Source organism: Pseudomonas sp. NPDC087614, from assembly GCF_044743485.1.
GTDB classification, from domain to species: Bacteria; Pseudomonadota; Gammaproteobacteria; order Pseudomonadales; family Pseudomonadaceae; genus Aquipseudomonas; species Aquipseudomonas baetica_A.
In genome coordinates this window covers 1-26,005 of record NZ_JBIUWN010000004.1, presented here as the reverse complement: position 1 = coordinate 26,005, position 26,005 = coordinate 1, and the positions used below count along the sequence as shown (strand labels likewise).

The 26,005-nt window shown below is 59.9% G+C and carries 16 protein-coding genes, 1 tRNA gene and 1 pseudogene; 14 read left to right on the top strand and 4 right to left on the bottom strand.

Translation table 11 applies throughout. The features are described from left to right. Nucleotides 1-18: 18 nt before the first annotated feature. From ACIOWA_RS02420 to ACIOWA_RS02405, 4 genes are all read left to right on the top strand, one after another. Nucleotides 19-3,105 (top strand): autotransporter domain-containing protein, encoded by a 3,087-nt coding sequence (locus ACIOWA_RS02420; RefSeq protein ID WP_401157981.1) that lies wholly within the window; start codon nucleotides 19-21, stop codon nucleotides 3,103-3,105. 20 nt (nucleotides 3,106-3,125) lie between these two features. Then, nucleotides 3,126-4,814 (top strand): polyurethanase, encoded by a 1,689-nt coding sequence (locus tag ACIOWA_RS02415; protein ID WP_401157979.1) that lies wholly within the window; start codon nucleotides 3,126-3,128, stop codon nucleotides 4,812-4,814. 118 nt (nucleotides 4,815-4,932) lie between these two features. After that, the gene (locus ACIOWA_RS02410) at nucleotides 4,933-6,786 is read left to right on the top strand and encodes a polyurethanase (RefSeq protein WP_401158087.1); all 1,854 of its coding nucleotides are present in this window, start codon (nucleotides 4,933-4,935) and stop codon (nucleotides 6,784-6,786) included. A 240-nt stretch (nucleotides 6,787-7,026) separates the two neighbouring features. Beyond that, the gene (locus ACIOWA_RS02405; protein WP_401157977.1) at nucleotides 7,027-7,401 is read left to right on the top strand and encodes a hypothetical protein; all 375 of its coding nucleotides are present in this window, start codon (nucleotides 7,027-7,029) and stop codon (nucleotides 7,399-7,401) included. A gap of 44 nt (nucleotides 7,402-7,445) precedes the next feature. On the opposite strand, the gene ACIOWA_RS02400 is transcribed toward ACIOWA_RS02405, so the two are convergent. After that, entirely contained in the window at nucleotides 7,446-7,670 is a 225-nt protein-coding gene (locus ACIOWA_RS02400; RefSeq protein WP_401157975.1) for a YgdI/YgdR family lipoprotein, read from the bottom strand. A gap of 192 nt (nucleotides 7,671-7,862) precedes the next feature. On the opposite strand from ACIOWA_RS02400, the gene ACIOWA_RS02395 reads away from it, so the two are divergent. The 3 genes from ACIOWA_RS02395 (at nucleotide 7,863) to ACIOWA_RS02385 (ending at nucleotide 12,409) form a co-directional block, all read left to right on the top strand. Next, nucleotides 7,863-9,515, top strand: a complete 1,653-nt coding sequence (locus tag ACIOWA_RS02395) for a VRR-NUC domain-containing protein (protein WP_401157973.1) — start codon at nucleotides 7,863-7,865, stop codon at nucleotides 9,513-9,515. Next, complete coding sequence (locus tag ACIOWA_RS02390) at nucleotides 9,512-11,791, top strand: ATP-dependent DNA helicase (RefSeq protein WP_401157971.1); 2,280 nt, start codon at nucleotides 9,512-9,514, stop codon at nucleotides 11,789-11,791. The genes ACIOWA_RS02395 and ACIOWA_RS02390 overlap by 4 nt, the downstream gene beginning before the upstream one ends. An 81-nt stretch (nucleotides 11,792-11,872) precedes the next feature. Further along, nucleotides 11,873-12,409: a hypothetical protein gene (locus ACIOWA_RS02385; RefSeq protein ID WP_339464209.1), complete on the top strand. Its 537-nt coding sequence runs from the start codon at nucleotides 11,873-11,875 to the stop codon at nucleotides 12,407-12,409. A gap of 51 nt (nucleotides 12,410-12,460) precedes the next feature. On the opposite strand, the gene ACIOWA_RS02380 is transcribed toward ACIOWA_RS02385, so the two are convergent. After that, entirely contained in the window at nucleotides 12,461-12,754 is a 294-nt protein-coding gene (locus ACIOWA_RS02380) for a hypothetical protein (RefSeq protein WP_339464208.1), read from the bottom strand. Nucleotides 12,755-12,991: 237 nt separating this feature from the next. Next, on the bottom strand, nucleotides 12,992-14,140 hold the full coding sequence (locus ACIOWA_RS02375; RefSeq protein ID WP_401157969.1) for a MalY/PatB family protein: 1,149 nt from the start codon (nucleotides 14,138-14,140) through the stop codon (nucleotides 12,992-12,994). A gap of 321 nt (nucleotides 14,141-14,461) precedes the next feature. Here ACIOWA_RS02375 and fdnG point away from each other — a divergent pair, with 321 nt between their 5' ends. The 7 genes from fdnG (at nucleotide 14,462) to ACIOWA_RS02340 (ending at nucleotide 23,545) form a co-directional block, all read left to right on the top strand. Then, entirely contained in the window at nucleotides 14,462-17,527 is a 3,066-nt protein-coding gene (gene fdnG / locus ACIOWA_RS02370) for a formate dehydrogenase-N subunit alpha (RefSeq protein WP_401157967.1), read from the top strand. A gap of 14 nt (nucleotides 17,528-17,541) precedes the next feature. Beyond that, a complete protein-coding gene (fdxH, locus tag ACIOWA_RS02365) occupies nucleotides 17,542-18,477 on the top strand; it encodes a formate dehydrogenase subunit beta (RefSeq protein ID WP_401157965.1) in 936 nt (311 codons plus the stop codon). Next, the gene (locus tag ACIOWA_RS02360) at nucleotides 18,474-19,139 is read left to right on the top strand and encodes a formate dehydrogenase subunit gamma (RefSeq protein WP_339464204.1); all 666 of its coding nucleotides are present in this window, start codon (nucleotides 18,474-18,476) and stop codon (nucleotides 19,137-19,139) included. The genes fdxH and ACIOWA_RS02360 overlap by 4 nt, the downstream gene beginning before the upstream one ends. A gap of 3 nt (nucleotides 19,140-19,142) precedes the next feature. Further along, nucleotides 19,143-20,069: a formate dehydrogenase accessory protein FdhE gene (gene fdhE, locus ACIOWA_RS02355; protein ID WP_401157962.1), complete on the top strand. Its 927-nt coding sequence runs from the start codon at nucleotides 19,143-19,145 to the stop codon at nucleotides 20,067-20,069. Between the two features lie 48 nt (nucleotides 20,070-20,117). Beyond that, on the top strand, nucleotides 20,118-21,530 hold the full coding sequence (selA, locus tag ACIOWA_RS02350; protein ID WP_401157960.1) for an L-seryl-tRNA(Sec) selenium transferase: 1,413 nt from the start codon (nucleotides 20,118-20,120) through the stop codon (nucleotides 21,528-21,530). Continuing rightward, nucleotides 21,527-23,443 carry a selenocysteine-specific translation elongation factor gene (gene selB / locus ACIOWA_RS02345; protein WP_401158085.1) on the top strand — a complete coding sequence of 639 codons (1,917 nt, stop codon included), beginning with the start codon at nucleotides 21,527-21,529 and terminating at the stop codon, nucleotides 23,441-23,443. Before selA ends, selB begins: the two co-directional genes overlap by 4 nt. Before the next feature lie 6 nt (nucleotides 23,444-23,449). Further along, nucleotides 23,450-23,545 (top strand) — tRNA-Sec (locus tag ACIOWA_RS02340). Nucleotides 23,546-23,868: 323 nt separating this feature from the next. On the opposite strand, the pseudogene ACIOWA_RS02335 reads toward ACIOWA_RS02340, so the two are convergent. After that, nucleotides 23,869-26,005 (bottom strand): annotated as a pseudogene (locus ACIOWA_RS02335) (hypothetical protein); the annotation flags it as partial.

The window sequence follows — 26,005 nt, the reverse complement described above, 5'->3', positions numbered from 1 at the left end:
ACTAAGGAAGGTCGCTGGATGAATAACAACAATACCTGCGCGCAATCGGGTGGTCGCTTCGCCCTTAAAACCCTGAATTGCGCGGTGTTGTGCGCACTGACCACCTGGGGCACAGCGCAGGCTGCACCCTATGTGGAAAACGGTCGCACGGGCGATGCCAGCAGTTGGCGCAGCGCCGAATTCCAGGCCGATTGGGGGCTGGGCGCTATCGGGGCCGATTACGCCTACGCCGCCGGTTACACCGGCAAAGGCGTCAAGTTGGGGATCTTTGACCAACCGGTGTACGCCGCGCACCCGGAGTTTTCCGGCAGCAACAAAGTCATCACGCTGGTCACCCGGGGTATTCGCGAATACACCGACCCGTACATCCCGGTCAAAGCCGGGGATACGTTCCTTTATGACGGTTCGCCCTCAGTCGGCTCCAACGGCAAACTTGGCGCCCACGGCACCCACGTCGGCGGCATCGCGGCGGGCAGTCGCGATGGCGGTCCGATGCACGGCGTGGCGTTCGGCGCGCAAATCATCAGCGCCGACAACGGCGACCCAGGCCCGGAAGACGGCATTGTTCGCGGCAACGACGGCGCGGTGTACAAGGCCGGGTGGGACGCGCTGATCGCCAGCGGCGCGCGGATCATCAACAACAGTTGGGGCATCGGCATTACCGACCGTTTCGACCTCGGCGGCCGCGACCCGGCGTACCCGCACTTCACGGTCAACGACGCACAATTGCAGTTCAACGAGATCCGCACACTGCTCGGCACCAAGCCCGGCGGTGCGTATGACGGGGCGATTGCCGCCGCACGCAGCGGCATCGTCACGATCTTCGCCGCCGGCAACGATTACAACCTCAACAACCCGGACGCCATCGCCGGCCTCGGCTATTTCGTCCCGGACATTGCGCCGAACTGGATCACCGTCGCGGCGTTGCAACAGAACCCCAATCTGGCCAGTTCCGACCCGTACATCATCAGTACGTTTTCTTCGCGTTGCGGTTACACCGCGAGTTTCTGCGTCTCGGCACCGGGTACGCGGATCTACAGTTCGATCATCAGTGGCACCAACGCTGACAACCTCGCCACGGGTTACGCCAACTACAACGGCACCTCAATGGCCGCGCCGCATGTGGCCGGCTCCATGGCCGTGTTGATGGAGCGCTTCCCGTACATGTCCGGCGATCAGGTTGCCAGCGTTTTGCGAACCACGGCCACCGACCTCGGCGCACCGGGCATCGACGCCTTGTACGGCTGGGGCATGATCAACCTGCGCAAAGGCATTGATGGCCCGGCGATGTTCGTCACCGAGCAGGACATTCCGGCTGAATTCCGTATCGACGGCGCCTATGGCTCCGGCCAGTTTGTCGCGGATTTGCCCGGCATCGGCGCGATCATCGACCAAGGCAAACCCACCGAGCGCGTGTGCACCGACATCACGTGCGGTCTCGATACCTGGCGCAACGACATTTCCGGGCACGGCGGTTTGACCAAACAAGGCATCGGCACGCTGGTGCTGACCGGCAACAACACCTACAGCGGCCCGACCCTGGTCAATCAGGGGCGACTGGCCATCAACGGGTCGCTGCAATCGGCGGTCACCGTGAATGACGGCGGTATCCTCGGCGGTAACGGCCACATCGGCGCGCTGTCGGTGAAAAGCGGCGGTACGGTCGCTCCGGGCAACTCTATCGGCACCCTGAATGTGGCGGGGGATGTGACCTTCGCGCCGGGCTCGACCTACGCGGTGGAGTTATCGCCAACCAGCAGTGACCAGATCATTGCGACCGGCAAGGCTGTGATCGAAGGGGCGACGGTGAGCATGTCGCTGGAAAACAGCCCGACACTGCTGACCACCGGCCAAGTGAAAAGCCTGCTGGGCACCCAATACAACATCCTGCAAGCGGCGGGCGGTATCGAAGGACGCTTCGGGCAGGTGCTGCCGGACTACGCGTTCCTCGGTGGCACCCTCGATTACTCGGCAGGTGGCATTCAACTGGCGGTGGGGCGTAACGACGCATCGTTCGCCAGCGTGGGGCTGACGCCGAACCAGCGCGCCGTCGGTGCCGCTGCCGAGCGTTTGGGCGCGGGCAATGCCCTGTTCGAAACGCTGTTGTTGTCACCAAACGCGGCATCGGCGCAGCAAGCGTTCCAGCAGTTGTCCGGTGAGATTCACCCGGCCATTGGTACCCTGTTGATCAACGACAGCCGTTACCTGCGCGATGCCGTGGGTGAACGTCTGCGCGAACGTGACCTGTTCAATGCCAATGCCCCCACCGACGATCGCAGCAACGCTTGGGTCAAGGTGCTGGGTTCCTGGGGGAGCAGTGACGGCGGGTACAAAAATGCTGACAGCACCACCTCCATCGGCGGCTTGCTGGCCGGCGTTGACGGCTTGATAACTGAAGATACCCGTCTGGGCTTCGTGACCGGTTATAGCGACAGCTCGTTGAACATGGGCAGTGGCACGCATTCCTCGGCGTCGGTCGACAGTTATCACTTGGGTGCCTATCTGGGCCATGAAATCGATGCGTTGCGCCTGACCGTTGGCGGTGCGTATAGCTGGCATCGCATCGATGTGAAACGTGACCTGCAATTGGCCGATGTCAGCGGCAAGCAGAAGGTCAAACGCGATGCGAGCACTGCGCAATTGTTCACAGAGGCGGCTTACGATCTGCGTCTGCAACCGATGAACCTGGAACCGTTCGCCAATCTGGCTTACGTGCACCTCAACAGCGACAGCTTCACCGAGAAGGGTGACGCCACCGCACTGAAGGGCGGCGAAGACAATCGTGATGCAGTGCTGTCGACCCTCGGTGTACGGGCCAAACGCACGTTTGCCCTGTCGGACAAGCACCAGTTGGAACTGGGTGCGAGCCTGGGCTGGCAACACAACCTGAGCAGCGTTGATGCCGAGAGTCACCTGGCCTTCGCCAACGGCAACAGTGCGTTCAAGGTGCAGAGTGTGTCGATGGAGCGTGATGCTGCTGTGGTCGGCGTGCGTGCCGGTCTGGCGCTCAATCGCGATGTGCGGGTCAACCTGGATTACAACGGGCTGATCGGTTCCCATGAGAAAGACCACGGTGTTGGCCTGACTCTGGACTGGCAGTTCTGATTTGAAAGAGGGAGCACAACATGGGGCTGTTTGATTACAAAAATGCCGATGGCAAAGCGTTGTACAGCGATGCCATCGCACTGACGCTGTACGCCTACACGCCGACGGGGCAGCCATTGCCGGCGACCGGTTGGAGGCCGGTCACGGCGACGGCGCTGGGTTATCAGGGCAACGTCGGCGCGCAGGGAACGCTCTTCGGCGAGAAGGACGGCTTCACCAGCGCCGAGGCCGAAGTGCTCGGCAAATACGACGCCGCCGGCCAGTTGATTGGTATCGGCATTGCCTTTCGTGGCACCGGTGGGCTGGGTTACAGCGACACCTTCGGCGACTTGAAAAACAACCTGCTGGCCGCCGTCGGGCCGTCGGATTACGCGAGCAACTACGCCAAAAATGCGTTCGACAACCTGCTCAAGGCTGTCGCAACGTTTGCCATTGCTCACGGCATCGCCGCCAAAGACGTGCTGATCAGCGGCCACAGCCTTGGCGGCCTGGGCGTCAACAGCGTCGCGGATCTGAGCGCCAGTCACTGGGGCGGTTTTTTCAAGGATGCCAACTACATCGCCTTCGCTTCGCCCACCCAGAGCAGCACCGGTACCCACGTGCTGAACATCGGCTACGAGAACGATCCGGTGTTCCGCGTGCTCGACGGCACCACGTTCAGCAGCGCCTCGATGGGCAAACACGACAAGCCGCATGATTCGACCACCGACAATATCGTCAACTTCAACGACAACTACGCGTCTACCGCACAGAATCTGGTGCCGTTCAGCATCATCAATCCGCTGAGCTGGTCGGTGCATGGTTCGCTGGGGTATGCCGATGGTTTGAATCGGGTCATTGGCTCAACGTTCTACAACCTGACCAGCAAGGACTCGACCATCATCGTCTCCAATCTGGAGGCGTCATCCCGGGGTAACACCTGGGTCGAAGACTTGGGGCGCAGCGGCGAACCGCACACTGGCAGCACCTTCATCATCGGCACAAACAGCAATGACTGGCTCAAGGGCGGGGCGGGCAACGACTTCCTCGAAGGCTTGGGCGGTGATGACCGTTTTCGGGATGATGGCGGCTTCAACATCCTGCTCGGCGGCCAGGGCCACAACACCTTTGAGCTGCACAAACCGTTGCAGAACTTCAGCTTCGCCAACGACGGTGACGGCACGCTGTACGTGCGCGACGCCTACGGCGGCATCAGCATGACTCGCGACATTGGCGCGCTGGTGAGCAAGGAGGCGGGTTCATGGTGGGGCAGCAAGGACATCACCTGGGGCGTCACCGCCAAGGGGCTGACCCATGGCAGCGAACTCACGCAGTACAACCATTCACTCAACGGCGATGCATACGGCAATGCGCTGCACGCGACGGCCGACGGTGACTGGCTGTTCGGTCTGGGAGGTGACGACCAACTGATCAGCGACAAGGGCCATGTGACGTTCGTGGGCGGCGCCGGTAACGACGTGATGACCGCGGTGGGTGGCAACAACACCTTCCTGTTCAGCGGCGCGTTCGGTTTTGATGCCATCAACGGGTATCAGGGCAACGACAAACTGGTGTTCATGGGCGTCGAAGGTGCGGGCCAGGGCTACGACTACAAGCAACATGTCGCGCAGGCTGGCAACGATACAGTGCTGAAGATTGGCGACTATGCCGTGACCCTGATCGGGGTTGGAGTGGCTAACCTGTCGGACTCGGCGTTCGTGTTCGCTTAGATCCTGCTCGCATAGAGCGATGTACACGATGTGTTGAAATGCTCCGGGGCGTCCCGCGTGGGGCGCCCTGGCTGTGAGCTATCTCTGAACAATTCCAACAAGAAGAGAGGCAATGGCAATGGGTGTGTATGACTACAAAAACTTCGGTACAGCCGATTCCAAGGCGTTGTTCAGCGACGCCATGGCCATCACGCTGTATTCCTACCACAACCTCGATAACGGCTTTGCCGCCGGGTACCAGCACAACGGCTTCGGTCTCGGCCTGCCGGCCACGCTGGTTACCGCGCTGATTGGTGGCACCGATTCACAAGGGGTGATCCCCGGTGTTCCGTGGAATCCCGACTCGGAAAAACTCGCGCTTGATGCGGTGAAGAAGGCGGGCTGGACGCCGATCACTGCCTCGCAATTGGGTTACGACGGCAAGACCGACGCGCGCGGAACCTTCTTTGGCGAGAAGGCCGGTTACACCAGCGCTCAAGTCGAAATCCTCGGCAAGTACGACGCACAAGGTCATCTCACCGAACTGGGCATTGCCTTTCGCGGCACCAGTGGCCCGCGGGAAATCCTCATTGGTGACTCGATCGGCGACGTGATCAATGACCTGCTCGCGGCGTTCGGCCCCAAGGATTACGCCAAGAACTACGTCGGCGAAGCCTTCGGCAATCTGCTCAATGACGTGGTGGCGTTCGCCAAGGCCAACGGCCTCAGCGGCAAGGACGTGCTGGTCAGCGGCCACAGCCTCGGTGGCCTCGCGGTCAACAGCATGGCGGACTTGAGCAGCGGCAAGTGGGGCGGGTTCTTCGCCGATTCCAACTACATCGCCTACGCCTCGCCGACCCAAAGCAGCACTGACAAGGTGCTCAACGTCGGCTACGAGAACGACCCGGTGTTTCGCGCGCTCGACGGCTCGACGTTCACCGGCGCTTCGGTCGGCGTGCACGATGCGCCCAAGGAGTCGGCCACCGACAACATCGTCAGCTTCAATGACCACTACGCTTCGAACGCATGGAATGTGCTGCCGTACTCGATCCTCAACATCCCAACCTGGATCTCGCACCTGCCCACCGCCTATGGCGACGGGATGAATCGGGTCATCGAGTCGAAGTTCTACGACCTGACCAGCAAGGACTCGACGATCATCGTCGCCAACCTGTCGGACCCCGCGCGGGCCAATACCTGGGTGCAGGACCTCAATCGCTACGCCGAAACCCACAAGGGCAGCACGTTCATCATCGGCAGCGACAGCAACGATCTGATCCAGGGCGGCAGTGGCAATGACTATCTGGAGGGCCGCGCCGGCAACGACACTTTCCGCGACAGCGGCGGCTACAACATCATCCTTGGCGGACAGGGCAGCAATACCCTGGATCTGCAGCAATCGGTGAACAAGTTCGACTTCGCCAATGATGGTGCGGGCAATCTGTACATTCGCGATGCCAATGGCGGGATCAGCCTGACCCGCGACATCGGCAGCATCGTCACCAGGGAGCCAGGTTTCCTCTGGGGCCTGTTCAAGGATGATGTGACCCACAGCGTCACGGCCGGCGGACTGAAGGTCGGCAACAATGTCACGGCGTACGAATCCAGTGTGAAGGGCACATATGGCGCTGACACGCTTAAGGCACATGCCGGTGGTGACTGGTTGTTTGGCCTGGATGGCAACGACCATTTGATCGGCGGCGCGGGCAATGACGTATTTGTCGGCGGCGCCGGTAATGACTTGATGGAATCGGGTGGCGGGGCCGATACGTTCGTATTCAACGGCGCGTTCGGCCAGGATCGGGTGGTGGGTTTTACGTCGAACGACAAGCTGGTGTTCTTCGGCGTACAGGGTGTTTTGCCCAACGAAGACTTCCGCGCTCATGCCTCATCGGTGGGGCAGGACACGCTGCTGACGTTTGGCAGTGATTCGGTAACGTTGGTCGGGGTCTCGCTCAATAGCTTGAGTGGCGACGCGATTGTGATCGCTTGATGTTGGTGGGGGGGCTGTAAGGGCCCCTTCGCGAGCAAGCCCGCTACTACACTGGATCTGTGTCGCTCACAGGTTCCCTGTGGGGCGGGCTTGTTCGCGAAGTCCAATAGCGCGGCGGTAAAAAGTGACTCATTGGCCACTACCTGACTCTCAACCCCTGCAGTAACAGGAATCGGCACTAAAGCCTGGGCGTGCGCGCACGTCATGTACAGGCAGCCATTGAGTACAGGAGATTCAAACGTGAGAGGTTTCAAGAGGTATGTCGGGTTTGTGGGGCTGGCGCTGAGTTCGGCCAATGCCTGGGCCGATCTGCCTCAAAGCTCGATCCTGAGCCGTTATGGAATAACCGACGATCAACTGCCTGGCCCGGCTAAAACCGAGGTGGTGGAACCCGCCGAAGAGAAAAGCCGCTTTCAGATTCAGCCCGAACAACCGTTCGTGACTATCCGCCTGGGGGACGGGAAACAACCGCAAACCACCGGCAATCTGAGCATCGATCGCATGGTCCAGCAGGAGCTTGAACGGTGCCAGCGCTTACAGAGGGAAGTCGCCCGGCGTGGCGGGACTTACATGCGTTGTGATAACAGCATTCCTGGAATGACGATATCTGAGTAAATGGCCTTCAGGAGCTGCCGCAACGGCAGCTCCGCCCGCAACGGTCAGTCTTCCTTGCGCACCGTGGCCACGTCGTCGGCGCGTACTTTGACTTTCGCACCGGAAATATCCTCGAACTCGTAGAAGCCATCCCTGGTTTCGGTTTTCGGCATGTCCTTGGTCAGGTACTGAGTGCCGTTTTGCAGGGTGACCACGGTCTGGGTCGAGCAACCGCCCAAGGTCAGCAGGGCCGCTACCGCCAGGGGGATGCCCAGTGTCTTGATATTCATATCCACCTCAAATGCCTCATTTCGCGTGATACCGAGCAATGTCGGAGTCCTAGGCGGTTGGTGCCATCGCGCCGGGAAAAGTTCTATTGGCCGGTTAAAAATGCCATTTATCTTTTTCCGTTTGCGCCGGGTGGGGCAGAGCTGTTATCTGTACGCATAACCAGTATTCGTCCTCCATGGCCCTGAATTCCCGTGACTGCCAATCCCCTTGATGATCCGTTCTATTACCTCAACAACTTCCGGCAAGTGCTTGATTGGCTTGAGCTTCGTTATGCCGATGTATTGAGCGAAGCGGAGCACGCATTTATCGGCGACTTCAAAACGTTGCCTCGCGCGTCGCAGGGCTTGCTGGTGCGGATGGTCATGCGCAAGGGCGTGCATTTTCGTGCCGGCAAGCTCAGTTACGCGGAAATCGGCGATATCGCCTGTGCGGCGCAACCGTTGCTGGCTTGCGGCTGGCTCGACGAACACGCGCCGTTGGCGATGGCAGAACTGTTTGATGTGTTGCTCAAAGCCGAGATTGTGCAAGCGTTCGGCGCCTTTATCGAGCAACCCAAGGGGCGCAAGGACGACTGGCTGGCGCTGCTCGCCGAGCAGTTCCCCGAAGCCAGAAGCCTGCGCGACTGGGCGCCTCTGCTGGCTGATCGCTTGTTCAGCCTGACCATCATGGACCTGTGCGATCGCTTGCGACTGATGTTTTTCGGCAACCTGTATCAGGACTGGTCCGAATTCGTGTTGGCTGACCTCGGCATCTTTACCTACGAAAAAGTCGAGTTCTGCGCCGATTCCCGTGGTCTGCGCAGCCGTGAGGACGTCGACGCGTGTCTGTTTCTGCACCACTGCCAATTGCGCTTCGAGGCCGGTGAGCCACTGGAAACCATTGTCGGGCAGGTCAGCGCCTTGCACTTCGACAACCCCTGGCTGCAACGGCGACGCGCCAAGGTGTTGTTCCAGATCGCCCAATACTGCGAACGCATCAGCGAGTTTGCTTTGGCCCTGACTGTCTATCGCGATTGCGCCTATCCCGGTGCTCGCTTGCGGATGATCCGCGTGCTGGAACGCCGCAGCGAATACGGCCGGGCGCTGGAACTGGCCACGCTCGCCGAACAAACCCCCGAAAGCGCTGCCGAGCAGCAAGGCCTGCAACGGATTTTGCCGCGCTTGCGGCGCAAACTCGGTGGTCCGCCGCTCAAACGTGCGATGACAAAACCGGTGGAGCGTCTGGATCTGCACTTGCCGCGCAGCGATCCCGCGCTGTCGGTGGAGTATTACGTGCAGGCGCACTTGCATGACGAAGAGGGCCCGGTGCATTACGTTGAAAACAGCCTGATCAACTCATTGTTCGGGTTGCTCTGCTGGCCGGCGATATTCGCACCGTTGCCGGGGGCGTTCTTTCACCCGTTTCAGCGCGGGCCGGTGGACCTGCTCAATGAAGACTTCTCGCAACGCCGCGCCGACGTGTTTCAAGCCTGCCTCGCTGAGCTGGAGGATGGCCGTTATGCCGCCACCATCCGCGAGCGCTTTGTCGCCAAGTGGGGCATACAGTCGCCGTTCGTGTTCTGGGGTGCATTGAATGAAGAATTACTGGAGCAGGCGCTGGCCTGTCTGCCCGCCGAACACCTCAAACACTGGTTCCAGCGTTTGCTGCTCGACATCAAGGCCAACCGTACCGGCATGCCGGACCTGATCCAGTTCTGGCCGCAGCACAAAACCTATCGAATGATCGAAGTCAAAGGTCCTGGCGACCGCTTGCAGGACAACCAACTGCGCTGGCTGGAGTTTTGCCACCAACACCAGATGCCGGTCGCGGTGTGTTACGTGCAATGGGCGGAGCAGAGCGCTTGAGCTACAGCGTTGCGGTGCGCGCGCTGTGTGAGTTCACCGCCAAGACCGGCGACCTCGACCTGCGCTTCACGCCGTCACCGACGGCACTCGAAGGCATGGCCGGCCATCGCACCGTCGCGTCCAGGCGCAGCGACACCTATCAAAGCGAAGTGGCACTGGAAGGTGAGTTCCGCCAGTTGAAGGTCAAGGGCAGGGCGGATGGCTACGACCCGGGGCGGAACTGCCTCGAAGAAGTCAAAACCTACCGCGGCGATCTGAGCAAACAACCGGCCAATCACCGACAGTTGCACTGGGCGCAGGCGAAGGTCTACGGGTGGCTGATGTGCTGCAAACTGCAACTTGAGCAGATCAATCTGGCGCTGGTGTATTTCGACATCGTCAGCGAAAAGGAAACCTGTCTGGTGGATGCGTTCAGCGCCCAGACCTTGCAGGTTTTCTTCGAGCAGCAATGCGCTTTGTTCCTGCATTGGGCCGAACGGGAAATGGTGCATCGCCAGGCGCGTAATCTGGCCGCGCAGCAATTGGTGTTTCCCCATGCGGATTTTCGTCCGGGGCAACGCCATCTGGCGGAATCGGTATTCAAGGCTGTCAGCACGGGCCGTTGTCTGATGGCGCAAGCGCCCACCGGCATCGGCAAAACCCTCGGTACGCTGTTCCCGATGCTCAAGGCGTTGGCACCGCAGCAACTGGACAAAGTGTTCTTTCTGACCGCCAAGACACCGGGGCGCAAACTGGCGCTGGATGCCAGTCAGGTGTTGTTCGATCAATCGGCCACCTTGCCCCTGCGCGTGCTGGAGATGGTGGCTCGGGACAAGGCCTGCGAACACCCGGACAAGGCCTGTCACGGCGAGTCCTGTCCGTTGGCCCAGGGCTTTTATGATCGCCTGCCGGCCGCCCGTGAAGCGGCCAGTCGAATCCGCCGGCTCGATCAAGCGGCGATGCGTGAAGTCGCTGCACAGCATTCGGTGTGTCCGTATTACCTGAGCCAGGAAATGGCCCGTTGGGCGGACGTGGTGATCGCCGACTACAACTATTACTTCGATTTCAGCGCGTTGCTGTTCGGCCTCGCACAGCTCAATCAATGGAAGGTGGCGGTCCTGGCGGACGAAGCACACAACCTCGTTGAGCGCGGTCGGCAGATGTACAGCGCCAGTCTCGATCAAGCCACGCTGGGCAGCGTTCGCAAAACAGCCCCCCAAGCGCTGAAAAACTCCCTGCAACGGGTCAACCGTGAGTGGAATGCGTTGCAGGCGCCGCAACTGGCGCCGTATCAGGCCTATGACAAGGCTCCGGAAAAACTCCTGCAGGCGATCGCCCTGTGTAGCGCAGCCATTGGCGACTACCTCAATGATCACCCGCAAGGGCTCGACAGTGGATTGCAGAACTTCTACTTCGATTTGCTGCAATTTTCCCGGGTGGCGGAACTGTACGACGCGCATTTCCTGTTCGACATCAGCAAGCGCGACCTCGACCGTAAACGCCCGCTATCGCAACTGTGCCTGCGCAACGTAGTGCCGGCGGCGTTCATTGGCCCGCGCCTCAAAGCGGCGCGTAGCTGCGTGCTGTTTTCCGCCACGCTGAGCCCGCGTCACTATTACGCCGATTTGCTCGGCACGCCGGCCGACACCGTTTGGATTGACGTCGAGTCGCCGTTCAGCGCCGAGCAATTGCAGGTGCAGGTCATCAGCCGGATTTCGACACGCTTCAATCATCGCCAGGCATCGCTGGAGCCGATTGTCGAACTGATCGCCCGGCAGTTCAGCGAGCGCCCGGGCAACTATCTGGCGTTCTTCAGCAGTTTCGATTACCTGCAACAGGTGGCAACGTTACTGGCCGAACGGCACCCAACCATCACCCTGTGGCAGCAGTCGCGAGGCATGGTCGAAGGGGCGCGGCAGGCCTTTCTCGACCAGTTCACCGCCGAGAGTCAGGGCGTTGGCTTTGCGGTCTTGGGCGGGGCCTTCGGCGAGGGTATCGACTTGCCGGGCGCGCGCCTGATCGGCGCGTTCATCGCCACGCTGGGACTGGCGCAACTCAATCCGGTCAATGAACAGTTGAAACGGCGCATGGCGGCGATTTTCGGTGCTGGCTACGACTACACCTACCTGTTTCCTGGCGTGCAGAAAGTCGTCCAGGCGGCCGGACGCGTGATCCGCACCCGCGAGGATCGCGGCGTGGTGATGCTGATCGACGACCGCTTTGCCGAGCGTCGGATCAAACAGTTGTTGCCACGCTGGTGGGCCATCCATAACGAAGCGCCTGCGCAACCGGATTGAATGACGCCCGGTAAATCCGGCTGAACTAGTGCGTAACGCGATGCTTCTAAACGGTTCCCCCCGCTCCGGAGCGTGCGTCCCTTGTCTCGTATATTGACCCAGCCGACCGCTGAAGAAACCCTGACCGAACATGACGCCAAGATGTTCGGCTCGCCCAAGGAACGGCTGGATTTCTATCGCCGGGAGATCCAGTACGAAACCAGCATTCTCGCCAATCGCACCGACGCTTATCTGGCCGCACAGTCGTTTCTGGTGATTGCCTTTGCATCGTGCATGTCCAACCTCAACCCAGAGTGGGGCAAGTTGTTTACCTTGGTGGTGCCGGCGTTTCTGGCGCTACTCGGGCTGCTCAGTTCGCTCAACGCCTGGCCGGGAATTCGTGCGGCATACGAGATCATCGACCACTGGCACTTCAAACAAAGCCATTTGCTGCTCAGCGAGCCGCTGATGGGCTTGGCCTATGACGAGTCACCGCTGTTCAGCGAAATGGAGTCGAGTCATAAGGGCTATCGCAAGTCGTTGCTGTTTTCCCTGCGCACGCCGTGGATCTTTGCGACGTTTTGGGTGCTGCTGGGCAGTTATTCGGTGTACATACAGTTCACCAATCCGGGAAGCTGATCAAAGAAAAGCCCGGCGACGAAGGCCGGGCTTTTCTGGGGCGTTTGATCATCAACTGGTCTCAAGCTGGCGACGCAACCCCTGCGAGTTCTGCACTGACATCGGAATCGGCGGGAAATCTTCATTCAATACGCACAGGTGCTCAATGGCATCGGCGAACTTCACATCGGCTTTTCGGCGCAAGGCCCGGTAGTGCTCAAACTGTTCGAAATCCAGTTGCCCGGCTTCGAGTAATTCATGCGCCGCTCGATTCAGCGCTTGCGCTTGTTCGAACAATTGACGATTGCGTTCCAGGGCCAAAGCCCTGCATGCCTTGATTTGCGCAGGAGTCGAGCATTCTTTCATGACCGTAACCTTAATCTTCGGGGTTCCTTGTCATAGGCCTTTCGCCACACGGGAACCGAACGTGCCGGGCCCCGCCGGTGACTCCCGGCGAGGGGTTAAGGTTGTGACCACTGAGAATCCGCGAGAGATCCATTTTTTTGCTGAAGACTTTCGGGTTTTTGGTTTTTGCGTTGTTCAGGGCCGGCAAGGATCGGTTGTGCGCTGATGCCGTGCAGCAGGTTCGCGATGCTTTCAGATTCAGCGGTTGGCCAGTGCCCGCTCCATGCGCGCAATACCTTCTTCGAGCATGGAGCGCGGGCAGCCAAAGTTCAGGCGTACGAACTGTTGGCTTTGGTCGCCAAAATCCAGACCGGCGCTCAACCCTACCTTGGCCTGCTCAAGGAAAAACTGCTGCGGGTTGGCCAGATCCAGCGCCGAGCAATCGAGCCAGGCCAGATAAGTGCCCTGCGGCACATTCATGGTCACGCCCGGCAAGCGGCTGCGCACCGCTTCAACCAGATAATCCCGGTTGGCCTGCAGGTAGGTTTTCATCTCGGCGAGCCATGGGCCGGCTTCGCTGTAGGCCACGCGAGTCGCTTCCATGCCCAGCGGATTGACGCTGTCGACCATGCCGCAACGGGCGTGGTTGACGCGTTCACGCAGCGCGGCGTCCTGAATGATCATGAACGAGGTTTTCAGGCCGGCAATGTTGTAAGCCTTGCTCGCGGACATCAGGGTGATGGTGCGCTGAGCGATTTGCGGGCTCAGGGACGCAGTCGGAATGTGGACGCGACCGTCGAAGCACAGTTCGGCGTGGATTTCATCGGAGATGATCCAGGCGTCCTGCGCAACACAGATGTCCGCCACTGCTTGCAGCTCTTCGCGGCCAAACACTTTGCCGATCGGGTTGTGCGGGTTGCTCAACAGCAGGGCGCCGCCGCCGTTCAGCGAATCACGCAGGCTATCCAGTGGTGTGGCGTAGGTGCCGTCGGCCTGCGGCGTGAATTGCAGCTCAACCTTGTTCAAGCCCCAATGCCCCGGCGCGTGACGCAGCGGTGGATAGTTCGGCACTTGGACCACGACGTTCTGCTGAGACTGAACCAGGGCTTTGAGCGCCATGTTGAAGCCCGACTCAACGCCCGGCAGGAAGATCAGCTCTTGCGGTTTGACCTGCCAGGCGAACTTGTTCCAGAGGTCGGCAACGATGGCTTCGCGCAGGTTGTCCTGGGCCACGCTGTAACCCACCAGCGGATGCAGCAAGCGCTGCTGCAGGGCCTCGATGACAACCGGTGGCGCGGCGAAATCCATATCAGCGACCCACATAGGCAACACGTCGGCTGCATAGCGGCTCCACTTGGTGCTACCGGTGTTGTGGCGGTCGAATACCTGATCAAAGTCAAAAGTCATGCGCGGTCTCGTGAAGGCGGGGTTAATTCTGTCGGCCATTCTAAGCCCAACACGATCCCGGTGGGAGTTGGCTGGCCCGCGATGGCGTCGGCACAGTCAATATTGAGGGTGCGTGACAAACCGTTATCGTTGGCAAGCCAGCGCCCGCGAGGCTCTGGATGAAGCCATGAGATCGCTCGACAAACGGCCGACGGTCGGTTTTCACGCAGGTGGCAGGGTCTTTGTCTACAGTGAAAAAGCCGGCAGTCATCCTGCCGCAACCGTGATTGTCCAGATACAACCCGGCGCCAGTACCGGGTTCCACCTGATCAGGAGTGCACGATGGATCTCAGCCGTCGTCAGTTCTTCAAGGTCGCCGGTATCGGCCTTGCAGGCTCAAGCCTTGGCGCGTTGGGCATGGCCCCGACGCTTGCCTTCGCCGAGCAGGTGCGCCACTTCAAGCTTGCCCACACCCATGAAACCCGCAACACCTGCCCGTATTGCTCGGTCGGTTGCGGTTTGATCATGTACAGCCAGGGCGATGCTGCGAAGAACGTCGCGCAAAATATCATCCATATCGAGGGCGACGCCGACCATCCGGTCAATCGTGGCACCCTCTGTCCAAAAGGCGCGGGCCTGCTGGACTTCATTCACAGCCCGGGCCGCTTGCTGTACCCGCAAACGCGCAAACCGGGCAGCAGCGAGTGGACGCGGATCAGTTGGGATCAAGCGCTCGATCGCATCGCCGATTTGATGAAAGCCGACCGCGACGCCAATTTCGTCGAGCAGAATGAAAAAGGTGAAACAGTCAATCGCTGGCTTACCACCGGGTTTCTTGCCGCTTCAGCTTCGTCCAACGAAGCGGGGTACATGACGCACAAGGTCATCCGCAGTCTCGGCATGCTGGGGTTCGATAACCAGGCGCGTGTCTGACACGGCCCGACGGTGGCAAGTCTTGCCCCGACGTACGGCCGTGGTGCCATGACCAATACCTGGACCGATATCGCCAACGCGAATCTGGTTCTGGTGATGGGCGGCAACACCGCAGAAGCGCATCCGTGCGGCTTCAAATGGGTGACCGAAGCCAAAGCACACAACGCTGCGCGGCTGATCGTGGTCGATCCGCGTTTTACCCGCACCGCGTCAGTGGCCGATTATTACGCGCCGATCCGCACCGGCACCGACATTGCTTTCATGGGCGGGTTGATCAATTACCTGCTCACCGAGGACAAGATCCAGCACGAATACGTGCGCAACTACACCGACGTGTCGTTCATCGTCAAAGCCGGGTATGGCTTCGAAGATGGCATTTTCAGTGGCTACGATGCGGCCAAACGCAGTTACACCGACAAGTCCGGGTGGGGCTATGAAATCGGTGAGGACGGTTTCGTCAAAATCGACCCGACGCTGCAGGACCCGCGCTGCGTCTATCAATTGATGAAGCAGCATTACAGCCGCTACAACATCGAACTGGTGAGCCAGATTTGCGGCATGCCGGTCGATGCGATGCAGAAAATCTGGGGCGAAATCGCTACGTGCGCCCAGCCCGGCAAGACCATGACGATTCTCTACGCCCTGGGCTGGACACAGCACTCGACCGGTTCGCAGATCATTCGCAGTGCGGCAATGGTGCAGCTTCTGTTAGGCAACGTGGGTATGCCGGGCGGTGGCGTCAATGCCTTGCGCGGACACTCCAATATTCAGGGCCTGACGGATCTGGGCTTGTTGTCCAACTTGCTGCCGGGCTACCTGACGCTGCCGCAGGACGCCGAGCAGGACTACAGCGCCTACATCACCAAACGCACGCAAAAACCGCTGCGCCCCGGGCAGTTGTCCTCCTGGCAGAACTACAGCAAGTTCCACGTCAGCCTGATGAAGGCCTGGTACGGCGCCAATGCCACCGCCGAGAACCAGTGGTGTTACGACTACCTGCCGAAACTCGACATCCCCAATTACGACATCCTCAAGATGTTCGACCTGATGAGTCTGGGCAAGGTCAACGGCTACATGTGCCAGGGGTTCAACCCGATCGCTGCGCTGCCGGACAAGAACCGGGTGATGGCGGCACTGGCCAAGTTGAAATGGTTGGTGGTGATGGACCCGCTGGCCACCGAAACCTCGCAGTTCTGGGAAAACGTCGGCCCTTACAACGATGTGAAAAGCGCCGACATCCAGACCGAAGTGATCCGCCTGCCGACTACCTGCTTTGCCGAAGAAGATGGCTCACTGGTCAACAGCAGTCGTTGGTTGCAATGGCACTGGAAGGGGGCGGATGGACCTGGCGAGGCGCGCACGGACGTCCAGATCATGAGCGAGTTGTTCCTGCGTCTGCGCCAGCGCTATGCGGCAAACGGCGGCACCTTCGCCGATCCGCTGTTGAAACTGTCCTGGCCCTACAAAATTGCCACTGAACCTTCCCCCGAGGAAATCGCCAAGGAGATAAACGGCTACGCCACGACAGACTTCAACGATGCCAGCGGCGCGAAGATCAAGGGCAATACGCAACTGGCCGGTTTCGCCCAGCTCAAGGACGATGGCAGCACCGCGTCCGGCTGCTGGATTTTTGCCGGCAGTTGGACCGAGGCCGGCAACCAGATGGCCCGGCGTGACAATGCCGACCCCTATGGCATGCACCAGCATCTGGGTTGGGCGTGGGCCTGGCCGGCCAACCGGCGGATTCTCTACAACCGCGCGTCGGCGGACGTTGCGGGCAAGCCGTGGGATCCGAAAAAGCGCTTGGTGTGGTGGAACGGCAAAACCTGGGGCGGCACCGATGTGCCGGACTACAAGGCCGACATACCGCCAGAAGCCGGGATGAACCCGTTCATCATGAACCCCGAGGGCGTGGCGCGGTTCTTCGCCGTCGACAAGATGACCGAAGGGCCATTCCCCGAGCATTACGAACCGTTCGAGACGCCGATTGGCATCAACCCGCTGCACCCGCAGAACAAGAACGCTACCAGCAACCCGGCGGCGCGGATCTTTGATTCGGTCTGGGACAGCCTCGGCGAGGCCAAGGACTTCCCCTACGCGGGCACCAGTTACCGGCTCACCGAGCATTTCCACTTCTGGAGCAAGCACTGCAAGTTGAACGCGATTACCCAGCCCGAGCAGTTTGTCGAGATCGGCGAAGTGCTGGCGAAAGAGAAGGGCATCGCTGCCGGTGATCGGGTACGGGTCAGTTGCAAGCGCGGCTTCATTGAAGCGGTGGCTGTGGTGACCAAAAGAATCCGTCCGTTGCAGGTCAATGGCCAGGTAGTGCACCAGATCGGCATCCCGCTTCACTGGGGGTTCACCGGGCTGACGCGGCACGGATACCTGACCAACACCCTGGTGCCGTTCCTCGGCGATGGCAACACCCAGACCCCGGAATCCAAGTCATTCCTGGTCAACGTGGAGAAGCTATAGTGGAGAATCTATAAATGGCCAGCCAAGACATCATTGCCCGCTCGGCCACGACCACACAGCCGCCGTCGGTGAGGCATCAGCAGGAGGTGGCGAAGCTGATCGACACCACCAAATGCATCGGCTGCAAGGCCTGTCAGGTCGCGTGCTCGGAATGGAACGAGTTGCGCGACGATATTGGTCACAACTACGGTACCTACGACAATCCGCAGGACTTGAGCGCAGAAACCTGGACGTTGATGCGTTTCACCGAGCACGAAACCGACGCCGGCAACCTCGAATGGCTGATCCGCAAGGACGGCTGCATGCACTGCGCCGAGCCCGGTTGCCTGGCGGCGTGCCCCAGTCCAGGTGCGATCATCAAGCACGCCAACGGCATCGTCGATTTCGATCAGGATCACTGCATCGGTTGTGGTTATTGCATCACCGGTTGCCCGTTCGACGTTCCGCGAATCTCGCAGAAAGATCACAAGGCTTACAAATGCACCTTGTGCTCGGATCGGGTCGCGGTCGGGCTGGAGCCGGCCTGCGTGAAAACCTGCCCGACCGGCGCTATCGTTTTCGGCACCAAGGAAGACATGAAGGAACACGCCGCCGAGCGCATCGTCGATCTCAAGAGTCGTGGCTTTGACAACGCTGGCCTGTATGACCCGTCAGGGGTTGGCGGCACCCACGTCATGTACGTGCTGCACCATGCCGACACGCCGAACATCTACGCGGGGCTGCCGGATAGTCCGGCGATCAGTCCTTTGGTAGGCCTGTGGAAAGGCATCAGCAAACCCCTTGGCTTGCTGGCCATGGGCGCGGCGGTGCTGGCAGGGTTCTTCCACTATGTGCGAATCGGGCCGAACCGCGTCGAAGAAGACGAGCATTCGGCACCTCCCGATGCTTCGGTGCATGTCGTTGATCCGGCGGTACACACCTTCGATCCACGCGGGGAGGACCGGCCATGAGCAACAAGACGATCCTGCGTTACACCGCCAACCAGCGCACCAATCACTGGTTGGTGGCGATCCTGTTCTTCATGGCCGGGCTGTCTGGGCTCGCGCTGTTTCATCCCTCGATGTTCTGGCTGAGCAACCTGTTCGGCGGCGGGCCGTGGACGCGGATTCTGCACCCGTTCATGGGCGTGCTGATGTTTCTGTTGTTCCTTGGGCTGGTTTTTCGTTTCTGGCGCGCGAACGTCTTTATCGCCAATGACGGGAAGTGGCTGCGCCGTATTGATCGGGTGCTGGTCAACGACGAACAGAGCGTGCCACCGGTGGGCAAGTACAACGCCGGGCAGAAGCTGCTGTTCTGGACTTTACTGCTGTGCATGCTGGGGCTGTTGTTCACCGGGCTGGTGATCTGGCGGGCGTATTTCAGCGCATTTTTCGGCATCACCGTGATCCGCTGGGCGATGCTGTTGCATGCGTTGGCCGGGTTTGTGTTGATCCTGAGCATCATCATTCACATCTACGCCGGGCTGTGGATCAAGGGCTCGATCGACGCGATGATGCATGGCTGGGTCAGCCGCGCCTGGGCGAAAAAACACCACGAGCTCTGGTATCGCGACATCACCCGCGATGAACTTCATAAAGAGACGCCGGAACGACCGGCGACGAAAAAGGGCTGACTTTTGCCAACCATTCTCGAACCCGGAGAAATCGAAGCGGCGGCCAGTTCGCCGCCGTTTCTGTATCTGCCACCGCATAACCTGTTTTCCCTGCGCGCCCAGCGCCTGGAGCAACTGGCCGAGGGGCATCCGTTGACCGATTATCTGCGCCTGATCGCCGGGTTGTGCCAGGTTCAGCAACAAGTCATGGACGATCCGCCGCTGACGGCGCCATTCGATGCGCAGCGCATTGAGGCGTGTCAGCAACACGGTTTGCCGCCGTTCGCTGCCGATACGTTGGTGCGCGAAGAGGGCTGGCAGGCTTATCTCGACGCTTTATTAAAACGCTATCAGCCGGTTGAACAGCTTGCTGTCGTTGATGCGGTGGACACGTTGTGCGCTGCCAGCCCTGGCCAGTTGCGCAGTTGGGCCGTTGCCTTGGTCAGTGGCCAGTATTCGATGGTGCCGGCGCAACTGGTGCCGTTTCTCGGCGCGGCGTTGCAGGTGGCGTGGAGTCACTGGTTACTCAGTGCGCCGAGCCTGAAACTCAAACCTGGCGACAGCCTCAGCCAATGCCCGGCCTGCGGGTCGCCGGCAATGGCCGGTGTCATCCGCCATCGCGGCAAACACAACGGTTTGCGCTATCTGGCGTGTTCGCTGTGCGCCTGCGAATGGCATGTAGTGCGGGTCAAGTGTGTGTACTGCGAGCAAAGCAAAGGCCTCGACTACCTGAGCCTTGAGGACGATCGCCACGCCGCCAATCAAGCACCGTTGCGCGCCGAAGTCTGCCCCGGTTGCAACACCTATCTGAAGTTGCTCTATCTGGAAAACGACGCCGACGCCGAAGCGTTGTCGGGGGATCTCGCCAGCCTGCTGCTGGACATGCGTCTGGCCCAGGACGGCTTTCAGCGTTTGGCACCCAATCTGTTGCTGGCGCCAGGAGACGAATGACCACAGCGTCTACACTCGCCGAACGGTCTTTTGTTTCGGGAGTGGCTGATGTCTGCCAGCGGTGCCCTGCGTTTACCTTCCGTTGATGGTGTGTTGCGTCATCCGGCGTGCCTGCCGCTGGCCCAACGTTATGGGCGTGAGGCGTTGTTGGCCTGTTTGCGGCAGTTGCTCGATGAGCTGCGTTCGAGCGTGCTGAACGGGCAATTGGCGGCGATTGAAATCCGCCCCGAGGTGCTCGCCGGCCGCGTCGGTGAACGCCTGGCCCAGCAACAGCGCAGCCAGGTTCGACGGGTGTTCAACCTGACCGGCACGGTGCTGCACACCAATCTGGGGCGGGCGCTGTTGCCGGAGGAAGCCATTGACGCCGTGCAAATGGCCGCGCGGTACCCGCTCAACCTGGAATTCGATCTGGCCAGCGGCAAACGCGGCGACCGTGACGATCTGATCGAAGGCCTGATCCGCGAACTGACCGGCGCCGAAGCCGTCACCGTGGTCAACAACAATGCCGCTGCGGTGCTGCTGACGCTCAACAGCCTCGGCGCGCGCAAAGAAGGCATTATTTCGCGCGGCGAGCTGATCGAGATCGGCGGCGCCTTCCGCATCCCCGACATCATGGCCCGCGCCGGCGTGCGCCTGCATGAAGTCGGCACGACCAATCGTACCCACGCCCGCGACTACGAAGCGGCGATCAACCCACGCAGCGGTTTGATCATGCGCGTGCATGCGAGCAACTACAGCATCGAAGGATTTACTGCTCGCGTGCCGACCGCTGAACTGGCCGAGTTGGCCCATCGGCATGGTTTGCCGCTGCTGGAGGATCTGGGCAGCGGCAGTCTGCTGGACCTGACGCGGTGGGGCTTGCCGGCCGAACCGACGGTGCGCCAAGCGTTGTTGGATGGTGCGGATATCGTCACTTTCAGCGGCGACAAATTGCTGGGTGGCCCGCAGGCCGGGTTGATCGTTGGGCGCAAAGAGCTGATCGCGAAGATCAAGAAAAACCCGCTGAAACGCGCATTGCGGGTGGATAAATTGACCCTGGCGGCGCTGGAGGCGGTGCTCGGGCTGTATCGCGATCCGGATCGGCTGGCCGAACGTCTGCCGAGCTTGCGGTTGTTGACTCGACCGCAAGCCGACATCTTCGCCCAGGCCTCACGCTTGCAGCCCTTGATGGCTGAAATCTTGGGGTCGGTTTGGCAGGTTAGTGCAGTTGAGGCCTTGGGCATGATCGGCAGCGGCAGCCAACCGGTGGCGCGTTTACCGAGTGCGGCGCTGTGTTGCCGTCCGCAGGTTTCAAAGCGTTTGCGCGGGCGCTGCCTGCTGAATCTGGAAGCGGCGTTGCGAGCGTTGCCGATCCCGGTGCTCGGTCGTATCGACGACGATGCGCTGTGGCTCGATCTGCGCCAACTCGATGATGAACCGGCATGGCTCGCGCAATTGCCGCAGTTGCAGGTCGACCCGTGATCGTCGGCACGGCGGGGCACATCGACCACGGCAAGACGTCGCTGCTACAAGCCCTGACCGGACAAACCGGCGACCGCCGCCCGCAGGAACGCGAACGCGGCATGACCATCGACCTCGGTTATCTTTACGCTGAACTCGAACCGGGCGCGGGGCTGACCGGGTTCATCGACGTGCCGGGCCACGAGAAATTCACCCACAATATGCTCGCCGGGGCACAGGGCATTGATTTGGTGTTGCTGGTGGTCGCAGCAGACGACGGCGTGATGCCACAAACCCGTGAGCATCTGGCGATTGTCCAGTTGCTCGGCATTCCCCGGGCGTTGGTGGCGATCACCAAGTGTGACCGGGTCCAGGCGGGCAGGGTGGAGGAGGTTCAGCGGCAGATTCTGGATTTACTGGGGGCCGGGCCGTTTGCCGATGCGCCGATCCTGACCGTGTCGAGCCTGAGCGGGCAGGGCATTGAGACGCTGCGCGAGGTGTTGCTGCAGACGCAAAGCGAAGTGTATGAACGCAGCCGTGAAGGTGGTTTTCGTCTGGCGATCGACCGCGCATTCAGCGTCGCCGGCGCGGGGATTGTGGTCACGGGGACGGCGTTGTCGGGCGCGGTGGCCATCGGCGACAAACTCACCCTCGGGCCAGCCGGGAAAACCGTGCGAGTGCGCGGCCTGCATGCGCAGAATCAACCCGCCGAGCAAGCCTTCGCTGGTCAGCGGGTGGCGTTGAACCTGACGGGTGAACGCCTCGAACTGGCGCAGATCCATCGCGGCCAGTGGTTGCTGAGCGAATGGCTGCACGCGCCGACGCAACGGATCGACATTGACTTTCAACTGCTGCCCGGCGAACGCACCTTCGAACACTTTCACCCGGTGCACGTGCATCTGGGTACACAAGATGTCATCGCCCGGGTGGCCTTGCTCGAGGGGCCGCGCTTGAGACACGGCGAGCGCATGTTCGCGCAACTGCTGATCAATGCGCCGGTGCACGCGGTGAAGGGCGATCGCCTGATCCTGCGCGACCAAAGTGCGCAACGCACCCTCGGTGGCGGTCAGGTCCTCGACCCGTTCGCCCCGGCGCGACAACGGCGTAGCCCCGAACGTCTGGAGCAACTGCGCGCCTTGGTCTCGGGCGACGAGTTCGAACAGGTCTTGCCCGTACTGCTCAACTACAGCGCGGGTGGCCTCGACCCGTTGCGGCTGGAACGCCAATTCAATCGCCCTCGCTCGACTTGGTCATTAGCTGAAAACGTCCGCCTGATCGATACCCGCCAAGGCCCGCTGCTGTTCAACGTGCAGCGCTGGGCACAGCTGAAATTCACCCTGTTGGAGCAACTGGCGCAGTTCCATGAACTGGAACCCGACCAGATGGGGCCGGATCGCGATCGCTTGCGGCGCTTCAGTGGTTTGGCGCTGGAGCGTTCGACGTTTGTCAGTTTGCTGGATGAATTGCTGGCGGCCGGATCGATTCAGGCAAGTGGGCCGTGGCTGCACCTGCCGGATCATCAGGTGCGCTTGAATACCGAGGACGAAAGCCTCTGGCAACAACTGCAACCGCTATTCGAAAACGCCGAATTCGACCCGCCGTGGGTACGCGACGTCGCGAAAATGCTCAGCCAGGACGACGCCATCGTGCGCCTGCTGCTGCGCAAACTGGCGCGGCTCGGGCTGATGCATCAAGTGGTGCGCGACCTGTTCTTGAGTGACGTGCAACTGCGCCAAATGACCGACGTGCTCCTGAAGCTCGCCAAGGAAAATCCGCAGATCCAGGTGACAACCTTCCGCGATGCGCTAGGCTTGGGACGCAAACGCTGCATTCAGTATCTGGAATATTTCGACCGCGTCGGCCTGACCCGACGCCTCGGCGAATCCCGCCAGATCCGCCCCGACAACGCGCTGGCCAACGCCTGCGCCCAATGAGTTAAAGGAAGGCAATCGCGCCCGGTGGCGCGGCCGGGCTTCAAACCCGGTTGGGGACGGCATCCGTTCCCGGGCAGGTTCGACTCCGGCTGCCTTCCGCCAGTTTTGCTCAGGACATCCGCAGTCCAGAGTGGGAGCGAGCCTGCTCGCGAAAGCGGTGTACCAGTCGACCTCTCACTGACTGACCCACCGCCTTCGCGAGCAAGCTCGCTCCCACATTTGCAATGCATTTCCCTGTGGGAGCGAACTTGCTCGCGAAAGAGCCATCCCGGTCAGCATAGAAATCTCGATCAAGCCCCGCTGTTTAAATCACTGGTTAAATAAATCCGTCCCATTTGTTGGTAGTGCTTGAACGCTCAATTTATTAGCTGGCCGGTTTTTCCTCTGATTAGTGAGGCGCACAAAAATTACTACTGGTTCCTAAATTAACTATTACTCAAAGTTATTTCCGACACGAAGTGTCCTGTAGACCAATATCGTTGTACCGCATCATTTTGGGTGATTTCAAAACTGGTGAAGGTTTCATTTATAAGTTTTATCTGTACCAGTGGATAACCCCATTGGCTGGTTGTTTGCTGTGTGTGGACTATAGCATTTGAACTGATAAGGGCCACATTCCCCGTAACGCCAGGGACTAAGACTGGCCCTTGAGCATCATAGATTTTAGAGTGCAGTGGGAACGAAATTGTATTAAAACTGCGCCCTTTTAAATAGAATGTAACTTTGTGAGTTCCAAAGCCGACAGAGCCTGCATATCCGTTTTGCAGAGTCAAACCGTTTATGCCAGTGGCTTCAACTGGATTGCCGCTCAAAATTCTATATGTAATTGTTGCCACTCCAATATCTTTAACGCCGCCGTTAATATATACGCCGCCGCCAAACTCTTTAATGATAATAGAGTCCGTTATGGTGAGTGTCCGCGGAGGCTGCGATACCTGTCCCGACCCATACTTGGCCTTAGCAGTGAAACTGTAATCAGTCGCGGTGAGTTTGGGCACCAGCAACGTCCAGACGCCGGTTATAGCATCAGCTACCGCTTCGTCTACGACACTCACACCATCAAGAATATCGACCTTCTGGCCTTTGGCAGCCGTACCCGTCAAAGTAACGGCAGTTTCCACTGTTGTACCGCCCTCAGGGATCTCTTCATTACTAGGCGAGCCTTTCACTGAAGTAATAGTCGGCCTGACATCCTCCACGGCACTGACGATATAAGTACGCAGCACAAACCGCTTCGCCAACGACAAATCCTGACTCTTCCCAAACGCCACCCACATCTCCATGGTCAGTGGCATCCCACCCTTCAACCCTTTCAAATCTTCATAAGGTGCAGTCGCTTCGAAGTAGCCATTCTTCACCCAATCATCATTGACGAAGGCAAACGGTGCGGCCCAGATGTATTTTTCATAAGCCGAGCCGTCGGCATTGGTGCCCTTGAACAGCACCCAGACATATTGCCCCACCGCATTGAAGGGGAAACCTGAAAACCACATTTTGCCTTCAGGTGTCAGCTCGGACAGGTTCAGTTCCGCTCCTTCACCTGCATTGCTCGCTTCCTTCAAACGAGGGGCGAGGAGTTCTGCTTGGGGCAGTTCCTGCACATTGAGGATGAACGGATCTGACGGTTGTGGCTGGCCGTTGCCACGGGTAATGGTGTAACTGACGGTCACTTTACCGCCGAGACAAAAGGCCAATACTGCCGGCGGAATATCGATGCTCAGACCAATCTCGCTGATCGGCCGTGGATCGCTGGTGAATGAGCCTTCAGCGTGGGTGCCGGGTTCGGGGACCCAGCTAACGCTGATCAGGTCGGTGGGGAGGGTGGTGCCTTGTGGCACGACGATGGTGAGTCTGGAAAGGGCGGCCATGGGCGACAGGGTGTTGCCGTTGGCTTGCTGCACGCCGGCGGGTTTCAGTTCCATGTACTCGCCTTCTACTGTTGCAGAGGCGGTGTTGGATTCGGCTTTCAGTGTGTCGTCGAGTTTGCGCAGTAATTTGTATTTGACTGTGACGCTGCTGGCGACAATCACATCTTCGTTCGGTACTTTCAGAATGCAGCTGACTTTGTTACCGATCGGGTCCGTTTTGACTTCACCGGTGACAAACCCTACCAGGTCATCCTGCCCAAGTATTTTCGCGGTGTAAGTGGCCTTGATCTTGTCGCCAGGCTCGAAGCGCGGGTCCGCCGTCGATACGAACAGTAGCAGTGGATTACTTCCGAGCTTTTTAAGGTCAATGATGCCCGGCTCGTCGGTTGTATCGCTTGCGATTTCTCGCAGAATCGGCTTATCCAACAGCGTGCCATCCAGATCCTCATCCACGCTCTGCACCGGCGACCACGGCGTGTCCGGGCCGTTGCCGAGCTGGTCGGTGACGGTGTAGGAGAAATACAGCTTTTTATCCAGCCGTTTCGCCTGGTCCAGAAAGGCGCGGGTGACGGTGAAGCAAATGGTGATGGGGGTTTCGTCACCGGGGTTCGGCGGTTGCGGCGCCTGATTCTGATTGACCTTGGGCTTGGGTTCCAGCAGTTCGCCGTTGCACTTGAGGGTGATGAGGTCATAC